Here is a 13,544-nt window from a genome sequence, read left to right as displayed (position 1 = left end):
GCACCACCCGGGTGCGGAAGAACGGGACGTACCGGTCAGAGGTACTGGCCGGTGTTGGCGACGTTGTCGATCGACCGACCCGGTTCGGTGCCGCTCTTGCCGGTGACCAGCGTGCGGATGTAGACGATCCGCTCGCCCTTCTTGCCGGAGATGCGGGCCCAGTCGTCCGGGTTGGTGGTGTTGGGCAGGTCCTCGTTCTCCTTGAACTCGTCGACACAGCTGGCGAGCAGGTGGTCGACCCGGATGCCCTTTGCCCCAACCGTGAGGAAGTCCTTGATCGCCATCTTCTTGGCCCGGTCGACGATGTTCTGGATCATCGCGCCCGAGTTGAAGTCCTTGAAGTAGAGGACCTCCTTGTCGCCGTTGGCGTAGGTCACCTCGAGGAACCGGTTCTCCTCGATCTCGGAGTACATCCGCTCCACCGTCGCGGTGATCATCGCGTCCACGGTGGCCTGCGGAGACCCGCCGTGCTCGGCCAGGTCGTGCTCGTGCAGGGGCAGGTCGGCCACGAGGTACTTGGTGAAGATGTCGCGGGCGCTCTCGGCATCGGGGCGCTCGATCTTGATCTTCACGTCGAGGCGGCCGGGTCGCAGGATCGCCGGGTCGATCATGTCCTCACGGTTGGAGGCGCCGATGACGATGACGTTCTCGAGGCGCTCGACACCGTCGATCTCCGAGAGGAGCTGCGGGACGATCGTGGTCTCGACGTCGGAGGAGACGCCCGACCCGCGGGTGCGGAACAGGCTGTCCATCTCGTCGAAGAACACGACCACGGGCGTGCCGTCGGACGCCTTCTCGCGGGCCCGCTGGAAGATCAGCCGGATGTGCCGCTCGGTCTCGCCGACGTACTTGTTGAGCAGCTCGGGGCCTTTGATGTTGAGGAAGAACGACTTGCCGACCGGCTTGCCCTCCTTCTCCGCGACCTTCCGGGCCAGCGAGGCGGCGACCGCCTTCGCGATCAGCGTCTTGCCACACCCGGGAGGGCCGTAGAGCAGGACGCCCTTCGGGGGCTTGAGCTTGTGCTCGGTGAACAGGTCGGGGTGCAGGTAGGGCAGCTCGACCGCGTCGCGGATCGCCTCGATCTGGCCGGCCAGGCCGCCGATGTCCTCGTAGGCGATGTCGGGGACCTCTTCGAGGACCAGCTCGGAGACCTCGGCCTTGGGGATCCGCTCGTAGACGAACCCCGACCGCGGTTCGAGCAGCAGCGCATCGCCGACCCGGATCGGCTCCCCCTCGAGGGAGTCGGCCATCCGGCAGACCCGCTCCTCGTCGGCGTGCGCCACCACCAGCACCCGGCCCTCGCCCAGCAGCTCCTTGATCATGACGACTTCGCCGATGCGCTCGTAGCCGCACGTGGCGACCACGTTCATCGCCTCGTTGAGCCGGACCTCGCGCCCGCTGGACAGCTCGGCCGGGTCGACCGCCGGGCTCACGGCGACGTGCATCTTGCGACCGCCGGTGAGGATGTCGACGGTGGCGTCGTCGTAGGACTCGAGGATCACGCCATAGGCCGCGGGTGGCTGGGCCAGCCGGTCCACCTCGGACTTGAGGGTGATGATCTGCTCGCGCGCCTCCTTGAGGGTGCGCACGAGGCGCTCGTTCTGCGAGGACACCGTGGCGAGGTTGGACTGCAGCTGCAGCACCTTGGTCTCGAGCTCACGCGACCGCACCGGGCTGTCGGCCAGGCGCTGGCGCAGCGCGGCGACCTCCTCGGCGAGCAGCTCCACCTGGCGGCGGTCCTCGGAGTGGTCTGCGGGGGTGCTGTGATCGGTCATGTCGGCTCCCTCAGGACAACGCGGTGGCGATCGAGCGGTACCGACCGAGCCCTGCGCGAGCCTGGGCGCGGCCGATGACTCAAACCTAACCCCGAACCCCTCAGGTGTCGGGGAGGTTTGGGTGAGAGATTCGGGTCACAGATCGGTGACGGAGCCCGTCGTCTCGTCCGTGGGAGGCGTGGGCCCGGCGACCGAGCGACGGAGACGACGGATCTTCTTGTCCGACGGGATGCGCTCGCCGACGTCCTCGGCAGTGAAGTCGCTCTCGGCGCCGAACGCGAGACCGCTCTGGAGGGCCCCTTCCTCGTCGGTCGAGCCCTTGGCGGGCCGGCGCTTGCGCAGCGGTGGCGTGACGCCCGGGGCGAGGCGACGGCTGGTGATGAGGAAGCCGGTGTGGCCGTGCATCCGGTGCTGGGGGCGCACGGCCAAGCCCTCGAGGTGCCAGCCACGAACCAGCGACTCCCACGCCTCGGGTTCGGTGTAGCCGCCGTGGTCGCGCAGCGCCTCGGCGACCCGGGACAGCTGGGTCGCGGTCGCGACGTAGCAGATGATGACGCCACCGGGCGCGAGGGCGTCGGAGACGACGTCGAGGCACTCCCATGGAGCCAGCATGTCCAGGACCACGCGGTCGACCGACCCGGGCTCCTCGACCGTGGGCAGCGTCTCGACGAGGTCGCCGACGGTGACCTGCCACGCAGGGTGGTCGAGCCCGAAGAAGGCCCGGGCGTTGCCCTTGGCGATGTCGGCGAAGTCCTCGCGCCGCTCGAACGAGTGCACGTGACCCTGCTCGCCCACTGCGCGCAGCAGCGACATGGACAGCGCACCCGACCCCACTCCGGCCTCGACGACCCGGGCCCCGGGGAAGATGTCGGCCATCGTCACGATCTGGCCGGCGTCCTTGGGGTAGACGACCGCAGCCCCTCGCGGCATCGACATGACGTAGTCGGACAGCAGCGGGCGCAGCGCGAGGTACTCGACGCCGGCGGTGTTGCGCACCACGGAGCCGTCCGGTGAGCCGATGAGGTCGTCGTGGGCCAGCCGGCCACGGTGCGTGTGGAACTCGCGCCCGGCCTCGAGGGTGATGGTGTGCAGCCGCCCCTTCGGGTCGGTCAGCTGGACGCGCTCCCCCTCGGTGAACGGTCCGCGTCGCAGGTCCGCACCGATGGGCGGGGTGTGGGCGGGACCGGTCGGTTGGGGGGTGGTGCTCATGGGCGGGAAGTCTAGTTGCGGATGGCAGCCACCCGGACCCGGCCTAGGGGCGGGCCAGGGCCTGGCTGATGTCGGCGCCGTTGACGAACCCGTAGGCACGGCCTGCCGCCGTGAGGACCACGCTGCCGACGCCGGTGGCGTGCATCGCAGTCACGACTGCCGTCACGTCGTCGTCAGGGGATGCCTCGACGACGTTCTCGTCCGGCAGCCGGGTGACCGCCGAGATCAGCGGCGCCGACGGCGCGATCTCGTGTCCGGTGTCCAGGAACACCAGGCAAGGGACGCCACGCTCGTCGAGCGTCAGCACGATGGTGGGCAGGTCGATGGCGGCCTGGACGGTCGCGGAGCCGGGAAGCACCGTCAGCGCCTGCATCACCGAGCCCACGCGGATGCGGGACAGGCTCGACAGCGCGCGCCCGCGACGGATCGACTCGGTGGCACCGGTCCACAGGACCGACCCGATGACCAAGACCCAGATGGAGTCGAAACCGATGGCCTGGCCCTGAGCCAGGGGTCGGACGAAGAAGCCGAGCACCAGCAGGACGGTCAGCACCCGGCCGCACCACCCCGCGACGACCGCCCCCTTGTTGCGGTCCCCCGTGGCCTTCCAGACCAGGCTCTCCACCACCTGTCCGCCATCGAGCGGCATCCCGGGGAGGACGTTCAGGACGGCCAGCGAGCCGTTGATGATGACCAGCCCGCTGAGCAGGGCACTCGTGCGGTCCCCTGACGTGTTCAGCAGGAGGAGCCATCCGGCCAGCGCCAGGACCGCGTTCGCGCCGGGCCCGGCCGCGGCGATGGCGGCCATCCTCCCGGGCGCGCTGCGGGTCGCCTCGAACGAGGTGTGCCCGCCCCAGAGGTTCGCGACGATCCGGATGACCGGCATACCGAAGGCGCGCGCGCTGACGGCGTGGGCAGCCTCGTGCACCAGCACGCTGACCAGGAGCAGAAGTGCCTGGGTCACGCCGAGGGCAACACCCACGCCGACGCGGTCCGGGAAGTAGGGCGTCGCCACGATCGCGACGATGATCGCCGCGATGATGAACCAGCTCGGGGTGAGGTAGACGGGCACGCCGCCGACCCGCGCGATCCGCACACCGTGGCCGGACTCCTCCGGTTCCTTCTCGGGAGCCCGGGTCGTCATGGGCTGACCCTACGTGACCGCCCCGACGCCATTTCCCGCACTGCGCCATACTTGTGCGGTGCCTGACTCCCCCGCCCTGCAGCCCGATGCCACCGACCAGCTCACGACCGCGCTGACCGAGCGCATCCTCGTGATGGACGGCGCCATGGGCACGATGATCCAGCGCGAAGGACTCGGCGAGGCGGACTACCGCGGCGAGCGGTTCGCCGACTGGGAGAGCGACCTCAAGGGCAACAACGACCTGCTGAGCCTGACCCAGCCCGACATCATCAAGGGCATCCACACGGCATACCTCGAAGCCGGCGCGGACCTCATCGAGACCAACACCTTCAACGCGCAGCGGATCTCCCTCGCCGACTACGGCATGGAGGACCTCGGGTACGAGATGAACCTCGCCGCCGCGCGCCTCGCGCGGCAGGCCTGCGACGAGATGACCGCGCAGACGCCGGACCAGCCGCGCTGGGTCCTCGGTGCGCTCGGCCCCACCAACCGCACCGCCTCCATCTCCCCCGACGTCAACGACCCCGGCAAGCGCAACGTCACCTTCGACCAGCTGGTCGAGGCCTACCTGGAGCAGGCGCGTGGCCTCGTCGACGGCGGTTCCGACCTGCTGATCGTCGAGACGATCTTCGACACGCTCAACGCCAAGGCCGCGATCTTCGCCCTCGAGACGCTCTTCGAGGACTACGACCGTCGGTGGCCGGTCATCATCTCCGGCACCATCACCGACGCGTCCGGCCGGACACTCTCCGGGCAGGTCACCGAGGCGTTCTGGAACTCTGTGCGGCACGCGCGTCCGCTCGCGGTGGGCCTCAACTGCGCGCTCGGCGCCGCCGAGATGCGTCCGTATGCCGCGGAGCTGGCTCGCGTGGCCGACACCTTCGTCTCCTGCTACCCCAACGCAGGGCTGCCCAACGCCTTCGGCGAGTACGACGAGACGGCCGAGGACATGGCGGCAGTCGTCGGTGAGTTCGCTCAGTCCGGCCTGGTCAACCTGCTCGGTGGCTGCTGCGGCACCACGCCCGACCACATCGCGGCCATCGCCAAGGCCGCGGCTGCCGAGAGGCCCCGCGTGCCGAGCGAGATCGCCCCGGCCCTTCGGCTGTCCGGGCTCGAGCCGTTGACGGTCACCGAGGAGTCGTTGTTCGTCAACGTCGGTGAGCGCACCAACATCACCGGGTCGGCGCGGTTCCGCAAGCTGATCCAGGCCGAGGACTACGGCACGGCGCTCAACGTCGCGCGCCAGCAGGTCGAGTCCGGCGCGCAGGTCATCGACATCAACATGGACGAGGGCATGATCGACGGCGTCGCGGCGATGGACCGCTTCGTCAAGCTGGTCGCGACCGAGCCCGACATCTCGCGCGTGCCGCTGATGATCGACTCCTCCAAGTGGGACGTCATCGAGGCCGGCCTGAAGTGCGTGCAGGGCAAGTCGATCGTCAACTCGATCTCGATGAAAGAGGGAATCGAGCCGTTCATCCACCACGCGCGCCTCTGCCGCAAGTACGGCGCGGCGATCGTGGTGATGGCCTTCGACGAGGACGGCCAGGCTGACTCCCTCGAACGCCGCAAGGTGATCTGCCAGCGGGCCTACGACATCCTCACGCAGGAGGTCGGGTTCCCCGCGGAGGACATCATCTTCGACCCCAACATCTTCGCCGTGGCGACGGGCATCGAGGAGCACGCGGCCTACGGCACGGACTTCATCGACGCAACCCGCTGGATCAAGGAGAACCTGCCGGGCGCCCTGATCTCCGGCGGTGTCTCCAACGTGTCCTTCTCGTTCCGCGGCAACAACGCAGTCCGCGAGGCGATCCACGCCGTGTTCCTCTACCACGCCATCCAGGCGGGCATGGACATGGGAATCGTCAATGCCGGCGCCCTCGTCGTCTACGACCAGGTCGACGCCGAGCTGCGCGAGCGGATCGAGGACGTCGTCCTCAACCGTCGGTCGGACTCCACCGAGCGGCTGCTCGAGATCGCCGACAAGTTCAACACCGGCGACACCAAGCAGGAGGCCATCGCCGAGGAGTGGCGCTCGCTGCCCGTCGGCGAACGCATCACCTACGCGCTGGTCAAGGGTCTGGACGAGCACGCCGAGACCGACACCGAGGAGCTGCGTCAGGAGATCTCGGCTCGGGGCGGCCGCCCGATCGAGGTCATCGAGGGTCCGCTGATGGACGGCATGAACGTCGTCGGCGACCTGTTCGGTGCCGGCAAGATGTTCCTGCCGCAGGTGGTGAAGTCGGCCCGGGTCATGAAGAAGGCGGTGGCCTACCTCATCCCGTTCATCGAGGCCGAGAAGACCGAGGCCGAGGTCGCGGAGAATCGCGCCAAGGGCAAGGTCATCATGGCCACCGTCAAGGGCGACGTGCACGACATCGGCAAGAACATCGTCGGCGTCGTGCTGCAGTGCAACAACTACGACGTCGTCGACCTCGGGGTCATGGTGCCGGCCCAGAAGATCCTCGATGCCGCCAAGGCCGAGAAGGCCGACGTCATCGGGCTGTCCGGGCTGATCACGCCGAGCCTGGACGAGATGGTCAACTTCGCCACCGAGATGGAGCGCCAGGGGTTCGACCTGCCACTGCTCATCGGCGGCGCGACGACGTCCCGGGCACACACCGCCGTCAAGGTCGACCAGAAGTACCACGGGCCGGTCGTCTGGGTGAAGGACGCCTCGCGCTCGGTCCCGGTGGTGGCCCAGCTGCTGTCCGACGAGTTGCGCCCCAAGCTGATGGCCGAGGTGAAGGCGGACTTCGACTCGCTGCGTGCCCGGCACGCAGCCAAGACGACCGAGCGCCCGCTGGTGTCGATCGAGAAGGCCCGCGAGATGGCCACCCCGATCGACTGGAGCAGCTACCGCCCGCCGGTCCCGCACCTCGTGGCGGCCCAGGAGAAGGAGCTGCTGCGTCGGCAGTCGGGCAACACGAACCGCACCGTCACCCAGTTCGTGCGGACCTTCCGCGACTACCCCATCGCCGAGCTCCGCGACTACATCGACTGGCAGCCGTTCTTCCTGGCCTGGGAGATGAAGGGCCGCTTCCCCGACATCCTCAACAACCCCACGACCGGGGAGGCCGCGACGAAGCTCTACCAGGACGCGCAGAAGATGCTGGACGACATCATCGAGAAGAAGTGGCTGAAGGCCAACGGCGTGATCGGGCTGTTCCCTGCCAACGCGGTGGGTGACGACATCGAGGTCTACACCGACGAGTCGCGCGAGACCGTGGCGATGACCCTGCACACGTTGCGTCAGCAGGGCCAGCACCGTGAGGGCATCCCCAACCGGGCCATGTCCGACTTCGTGGCGCCGCGCGACACCGGCAAGTCCGACCACATCGGCGGCTTCGCCGTGACGGCCGGGCTGGGCTCGCACGACAAGGTCAACGAGTTCAAGGCCGCGATGGACGACTACAACGCGATCCTGCTGGAGGCGCTGGCCGACCGCCTCGCCGAGGCCTTCGCCGAGCGGATGCACGAGCGGGTCCGGCACGACTTCTGGGGCTACGCGCCGGACGAGCACCTGAAGAACCCCGACCTCATCGCCGAGAAGTACGTCGGGATCCGGCCCGCCCCGGGCTACCCCGCCTGCCCCGACCACACCGAGAAGGCCCTGCTCTGGGACCTGCTCCAGGTCGAGGAGAACACCGGCATGGAGCTCACCGAGTCGATGGCCATGTGGCCGGGGGCCTCGGTGTCGGGCTGGTACTTCTCGCACCCGCAGTCGCAGTACTTCGTCGTCGGTCGCCTCGGCCGCGACCAGGTCGAGGACTACGCCAAGCGCAAGGGTTGGACGATGGCCGAGGCCGAGCGCTGGCTCTCGCCGAACCTGGGCTACCTGCCCGAGGACTGAGCAGGCAGTCGTATGCCGTGGCGCACCGTCGGTGCGCCACGGCACCGCTGTCGGCGGCGCGGCATACCGTGTGGTCCATGGTTCCCGCCCTCTCACCGAGCCGAGCTTCGGACTTCAAGCAGTGTCCGTTGCTCTACCGGTTCCGCACGATCGACAAGCTGCCGTCCGCGCCCAGCCCGGCGGCAGCGCGCGGCACCCTGGTGCACGCGGTCCTGGAGCGGTTGTTCGACCTGCCCGCCGACGAGCGCACGCCGGAGGCCGCGCAGGCGCTGCTGAGCCCCCAGTGGGACGCCCTCGTCGAGCAGGAGCCCGAGCTCGCCGAGATGATCGCGGGCGACGACAAGCTGACCGAGGCCGGCTGGTTCGGCGACGCCCAAGCGCTCATCGAGACCTGGTTCACCCTCGAGGACCCGACCCGGCTCGAACCCGCAGAGCGCGAGCTCTACGTCGAGGCCGATGTCGACGGCCTCGTGCTGCGCGGCTACGTCGACCGCCTCGACGTGGCTGCCGACGGCGCCATGCGGGTGGTCGACTACAAGACCGGTCGGTCCCCGAGCGAGCTGTTCGAGGGCAAGGCGCTGTTCCAGATGAAGTTCTACGCCCTGGTCCTCTGGCGGCTGCGCGGCGAGATCCCGCGCCTGCTCCAGCTGGTCTACCTCGGCAACGGCGAGGTGGTCCGCTACGCCCCCGACGAGCACGACCTGCTCAGTCTCGAGCGCAACCTCAAGGCCGTGTGGACGGCCATCGAGCACGCGGCGACCACCGGTGACTGGCGGCCCAAGACCTCACGGCTGTGCGACTGGTGTGACTACCGCGAGTTCTGCCCGGCCTGGGGCGGCACTCCCCCACCGCTGCCCGAGAACGCCGCCCTGATCGCCCTCAACCCCGCCATCTCCGGTCAGGTCGCTCCGACCGACGAGTGAGCAGACCGTCTCGGCGGAGTCACTGACGGGACCCGTCGAACAAGGTCCGCAGGTCCCGTGGGGTCAGTCCGCGCAGGCTCGGCACCTGCACGGCGCCGACCATCGACGGCACCGGCACGACGTGCGGTACCGCGAGGGTGGGCACCCCCGCCGCAACGGCCGAGCGCACCCCCGTGGGTGAGTCCTCGATCGCCACGCAGTCGGCCACCTCGACCCCGAGCGCGCGGGCCGCGGCCAGGTAGGGCTCTGGGTGTGGCTTGCCGTGCTCGACCTCGTCACCCGTGATCACGGCAGTGAAGGTGCCCTCGGGCAGGGCGATGACGACGCTGTCGGCGAGGGATCGCCAGGACATGGTCACCAGCGCGTTCGGCACCCCTGCGTCCCGCAGCGCCGTGAGCAGCTCGACAGCACCGGGTCGCCACGGCACGTGCTCGCGGACCTGCACGATGACGCGCTTCAGGAGCTCTTCGACGATTTCGAGAGGGTCCAGCGAGACGGGGCTGTTGTCGCGGATGAACTCGGCGGACACCATGAGGTCGTTGCCGACCAGCTGGTGGGCGTACTCGTCGTTCCAGACCCCACCGGCCTCCTCGACGATCGTGTGCTCGGCGTTGATCCAGTAGGGCTCGGTGTCGACGAGGGTGCCGTCCATGTCCCAGAACACCGCGGCCGGGAGGGCGTCCACGGCTGGCGACAGGTGCTCGCTCGAGGTGGACTGGTGGGGCGACATGGCGGACGGCCTTCGTGGTGCGGGGATGGCGGCGCGCCCGACTATACGCAGCCGTGCGGATGGCTCCACACCACGGACCGTAGGCTGGGCGGACACGGTGTTTCGGCTGCACAGGAAGGAGCGATGGTGATCGAACTCGAAGACGTCCCTGAGCTCAACAACCCCGTCGTGATTGCTGCCTTCGAGGGCTGGAACGACGCCGGCGAGGCAGCGACCGCGGCCATCGACCACCTCGTCGACGTGTGGGATGCCGACGCCATCGCAGCGCTGGACCCGGAGGAGTACTACGACTTCCAGGTCAACCGCCCGCGGGTCGTGCTCGAGGACGGCCGTCGCCGGATCCACTGGCGGACCACCCGGATCCTCGTGGCGCGCTCAGCAGGACTGGACCGGGACGTCATCCTCATCCAGGGCATCGAGCCGTCGTTCCGCTGGCGGGCTTTCACGATCGAGCTGATGGAGTTCGCCCAGGAGGTCGGCGCGAGCACCGTGTTCACCCTCGGCGCCCTGATGGCGGACGTGGCCCACACGCGGCCGATCCCGGTCACCGCGACCTCGGACGACGACGACGTCATCCACCGCTTCGACCTCGAACCGAGCCGCTACGAGGGCCCGACCGGCATCGTCGGGGTGCTCGCCGACGCGGCCACCCAGTCGGGGATGCAGTCCCTTTCCTGCTGGGCGGCGGTTCCGCACTACGCCGGCCACTCCCCGTCACCCAAGGCCACCCTCGCCCTGATCTCTCGGCTCGAGGAGCTGCTCGACGCCACGATCCCCCACGGCGACCTGACCGACGGCGCCAAGGCGTGGGAACGCGGCATCAACGAGCTCGCCGACACCGACGAGGAGGTCGCCGAGTACGTCCAGTCCCTCGAAGAGGCCCAGGACACCGCGGACCTCCCCGAGGCGAGCGGCGACGCGATCGCCCGCGAGTTCGAGCGCTACCTGCGCCGCCGCGGTCAGGAAGGCCCCGGCTGAGGCAGCCGGCTCCGCAACCGGGGCCGGTTGCTGCGTTGGTGACACGCCGAACCGGAAGCGTATCGTCCTGAACTCCCCCTAGCCTGCAGGGACCTCGGCGACGGGCACCGACCGCGCCGGCTGGAGAAGGGGCTTGACCAATGGACATCCTGCTCATCGCCGGACTGTGGCTCGACGGGTCCGCGTGGGACGACGTCGTGCCCGAGCTCGAGGCACTGGGCCACCACCCGGTGCCGCTCACCCTCCCCGGTCAGGGCGACGGAGCAACCACAGCCACCCTCGAGGACCAGGTGGCAGCGGTGCTCAGCGCGGTGGACCGGGCCGACCAGCCGGCCATGGTCGTCGGGCACTCCGCCGCCTGCACCCTCGCGTGGCTGGCCGCCGACGCCCGACCCGAGAAGGTGGCCAAGGTTGCCCTCATCGGCGGGTTCCCGTCCGCCGACGGAGAGGCCTACGCCGACTTCTTCGAGGCCAAGGACGGCTTGATGGCGTTTCCCGGCTGGGGGCCGTTCGAGGGAGCAGACTCTGCCGACCTCGACGAGGAGGCCAAGCGCACCTTCGAGGCTGCGGCGATCCCGGTCCCCGAGGGGGTGTCCAAGGGTGTGGTGCATCTCGGCGACGACCGCCGTTATGACGTTCCTGTCGTGCTGGTGTGCCCCGAGTTCGACCCGGTCCAGGCCCAGGCCTGGATCGACGAGGGTGAGCTGCCCGAGCTCGCCAAGGCCAGGCACGTCGACCTGGTCGACATCGACTCAGGGCACTGGCCGATGGTCACCAGGCCCAAGGAGCTCGCCCAGCTGCTCGCGGCCGCAGCGACGGCGTGACCGTGACCGCCTGACGCGGCCGCCCAGCCAGGCCTCCCGACGCAGCGGTCGTCGGGCGGACTCAGACCCGGACGCCGAGGATCGCGTCCAGGGCGCGCGCGAGGACCCCGGCGGACGTGCCGTTGCTCCCGCCACGGTTCAGGGTCTGGGAGGCCCAGGCATCGACGGCGGCCAGGGCTCCGGGCGTGTCAAGGTCGTCGGCGACACGGGTGCGGATGGTCTCGACGGCGTCGTCGGAGTCGGGCGCGGTGTTGACCGAGAGGGCCGCGCGCCAGGTCTCCAGGCGCTGCTGCGCCCGCTCCAGGAGGTCGGAGGTCCAGGACCACTCGGTGCGGTAGTGCTGTGCCAGCAGTGCGAGCCGGATTGCCATCGGGTCGACTCCGTCGGCGCGCAGCTTCGAGACGAGGACGAGGTTGCCCTTGGACTTGCTCATCTTCTCGCCGTCCAGGCCCACCATCGCCTGGTGGGCGTAGGTCCGCGCGAAGGGTCGCTGCTCGGTGAGCACCACGGCCTGGGTCGCGCTCATCTCGTGGTGCGGGAAGACCAGGTCGGTCCCGCCGCCCTGGACGTCGAAGGACATCCCGAGGTGGTCCAGGGCGATGGCCGTGCACTCGATGTGCCAGCCGGGCCGGCCGTCGGGCAGGCCCTCGACGGGCCAGGACGGCTCTCCCTCCCGGGCGGCGCGCCACAGCAGGGGGTCGAGCTGGTCGCGCTTGCCCGCCCGCGACGGGTCCCCGCCTCGGTCGGCGAAGACGGCCAGCATCTCGTCGCGGGCCCAGTTCGACACCGCACCGAAGCCGTCGTCGGTCGAGATGTCGAGGTACAGGTCGTCGCCCTCGGACTCGGGGGTGTCGACCGCGTAGGCAGCACCGCGCTTGAGCAGCGTGCGCACTGCCGCACCCACTGGCTCGATGCTCTCGACGACGCCGATGTAGTGGTCGGGCGGGATGACAGCCAGCGCGGTCATGTCCTCACGGAACAGTGAGATCTCTTGTGCCGCAAGGTCTTCCCAGTTGATCCCGTCGCGCGTCGCCCGCTCGAGGAGGGGGTCGTCGACGTCCGTGATGTTCTGGACGTACTCGACGTCGTGCCCTGAGTCGCGCAGTGCCCGGCCCAGGATGTCGAAGGTGACGTAGGTGGCTGCGTGCCCCATGTGGGTGGCGTCATAGGGGGTGATGCCACAGACGTACATGCGTGCCGTGGGTCCCGGGGTGATCGCACGGACCGCACCGGTAGCGGAGTCGAAGACCTGCACGGGGTGGCCGGTGCCGGGCACGGCGGGGAGGAAAGGGGTGGGCCAGGAGATCACAGCGGAAGCCTACGGGTGCGGCTCACAGGGGCGGCCACGGGATGGCCGGCCACTCCCCCGACGGCATCGGGTATGCCGCCTGCTCGAGCAAGGCGGCGCAGCGGGCTTCCAGCGCGGTGACCTCGTCGGCGGTCAGGAGGGGTGCCAGATCGTGTCGGAGGGCGGACGCGGGGTTGTTCAAGGCGTCCCGGACCGCGGTGATCCGCGTGAGGTCCGGCGCGGACAGTGGCTGCCCGGCGAAGCCCCACAGCACGGTGCGGAGCTTGTCGTCCTGGTGCAGGCTCACGCCGTGGTCGAACCCGCGGAGCCGGTCGCCCTCGCGGATGAGGTGGCTCCCCTTGCGGTCGGAGTTGTTGATGACGGCGTCGAAGGCCGCGACGCCACGGACCAGTGGTGTGTCCTCGTGCACCACCACCACCGGGTTCCCACGTTCGTCCTCACCCCGGAGCACCGCCAACCACCCTGCGGGGATGGAGTCGGGCATGACGAGGTCGACGACGTACTCCGGCAGGGTCTGCGGGTCGCCCACCCAGCGCTGCACCGATCCGGGCCCTTGCGGGCCGTCGCGCAGCACCGTCTCGGGAACGACGTCCCAGCCGCCCGTCGCGCTGATGAGGTGCGCCGCGACCTCACGGGCCGCGAGCGATCCATCCGGGAAGTCCCAGAGGGGGCGCTCGCCACCGATCGGCTTGTAGATGGCCAGGGGTCCCTCGTCGTCGCCGAGCCGGACGAGGAGCGCCAGGTTGGAGGCGTCGGCCAGTGCCCCGAGCACCACCAGGTCTGCGCGCGTCAGGAG

General features: G+C 69.6%; 10 protein-coding genes. 4 read left to right on the top strand and 6 right to left on the bottom strand.

Features of this window, described 5'->3' with window-relative positions; all coding sequences use genetic code 11:
• Window positions 1–35: 35 nt before the first annotated feature.
• The 3 genes from arc to EAH86_RS06020 all read right to left on the bottom strand — a co-directional run bounded on the left by arc (window position 36) and on the right by EAH86_RS06020 (window position 4,128).
• Entirely contained in the window at window positions 36–1,775 is a 1,740-nt protein-coding gene (arc, locus tag EAH86_RS06030) for a proteasome ATPase (protein WP_140737745.1), read from the bottom strand.
• 135 nt (window positions 1,776–1,910) lie between these two features.
• Complete coding sequence (locus tag EAH86_RS06025) at window positions 1,911–2,984, bottom strand: tRNA (adenine-N1)-methyltransferase (RefSeq protein WP_140737744.1); 1,074 nt, start codon at window positions 2,982–2,984, stop codon at window positions 1,911–1,913.
• 43 nt (window positions 2,985–3,027) lie between these two features.
• Window positions 3,028–4,128, bottom strand: coding sequence for a site-2 protease family protein (locus tag EAH86_RS06020; protein ID WP_140737743.1), 1,101 nt, complete (start codon window positions 4,126–4,128; stop codon window positions 3,028–3,030).
• Between the two features lie 58 nt (window positions 4,129–4,186).
• Here EAH86_RS06020 and metH point away from each other — a divergent pair, with 58 nt between their 5' ends.
• Both metH and EAH86_RS06010 read left to right on the top strand, forming a co-directional pair.
• Window positions 4,187–7,984 carry a methionine synthase gene (metH, locus tag EAH86_RS06015; RefSeq protein WP_140737742.1) on the top strand — a complete coding sequence of 1,266 codons (3,798 nt, stop codon included), beginning with the start codon at window positions 4,187–4,189 and terminating at the stop codon, window positions 7,982–7,984.
• Between the two features lie 77 nt (window positions 7,985–8,061).
• Complete coding sequence (locus EAH86_RS06010; protein WP_140737741.1) at window positions 8,062–8,907, top strand: RecB family exonuclease; 846 nt, start codon at window positions 8,062–8,064, stop codon at window positions 8,905–8,907.
• Between the two features lie 19 nt (window positions 8,908–8,926).
• On the opposite strand, the gene EAH86_RS06005 is transcribed toward EAH86_RS06010, so the two are convergent.
• Window positions 8,927–9,637 carry an HAD family hydrolase gene (locus EAH86_RS06005; RefSeq protein ID WP_140737740.1) on the bottom strand — a complete coding sequence of 237 codons (711 nt, stop codon included), beginning with the start codon at window positions 9,635–9,637 and terminating at the stop codon, window positions 8,927–8,929.
• A gap of 126 nt (window positions 9,638–9,763) precedes the next feature.
• Between EAH86_RS06005 and EAH86_RS06000 the strand changes: the two genes are divergently transcribed.
• Both EAH86_RS06000 and EAH86_RS05995 read left to right on the top strand, forming a co-directional pair.
• A complete protein-coding gene (locus tag EAH86_RS06000; RefSeq protein ID WP_140738889.1) occupies window positions 9,764–10,615 on the top strand; it encodes a PAC2 family protein in 852 nt (283 codons plus the stop codon).
• 140 nt (window positions 10,616–10,755) lie between these two features.
• Window positions 10,756–11,439 carry an alpha/beta fold hydrolase gene (locus EAH86_RS05995; protein ID WP_140737739.1) on the top strand — a complete coding sequence of 228 codons (684 nt, stop codon included), beginning with the start codon at window positions 10,756–10,758 and terminating at the stop codon, window positions 11,437–11,439.
• A gap of 61 nt (window positions 11,440–11,500) precedes the next feature.
• On the opposite strand, the gene mshC is transcribed toward EAH86_RS05995, so the two are convergent.
• Both mshC and EAH86_RS05985 read right to left on the bottom strand, forming a co-directional pair.
• Entirely contained in the window at window positions 11,501–12,748 is a 1,248-nt protein-coding gene (mshC, locus tag EAH86_RS05990) for a cysteine--1-D-myo-inosityl 2-amino-2-deoxy-alpha-D-glucopyranoside ligase (RefSeq protein ID WP_140737738.1), read from the bottom strand.
• Between the two features lie 22 nt (window positions 12,749–12,770).
• Window positions 12,771–13,541 (bottom strand): SCO1664 family protein, encoded by a 771-nt coding sequence (locus EAH86_RS05985; protein WP_338325236.1) that lies wholly within the window; start codon window positions 13,539–13,541, stop codon window positions 12,771–12,773.
• Between the last annotated feature and the right edge of the window lie 3 nt (window positions 13,542–13,544).

The sequence above is a fragment of the Pedococcus bigeumensis genome (assembly GCF_006438965.1).
GTDB lineage: Bacteria > Actinomycetota > Actinomycetes > Actinomycetales > Dermatophilaceae > Pedococcus > Pedococcus bigeumensis_A.
Note: the sequence above shows the minus strand (reverse complement) of the source record. Positions and strands in the feature narration are given on the sequence as shown.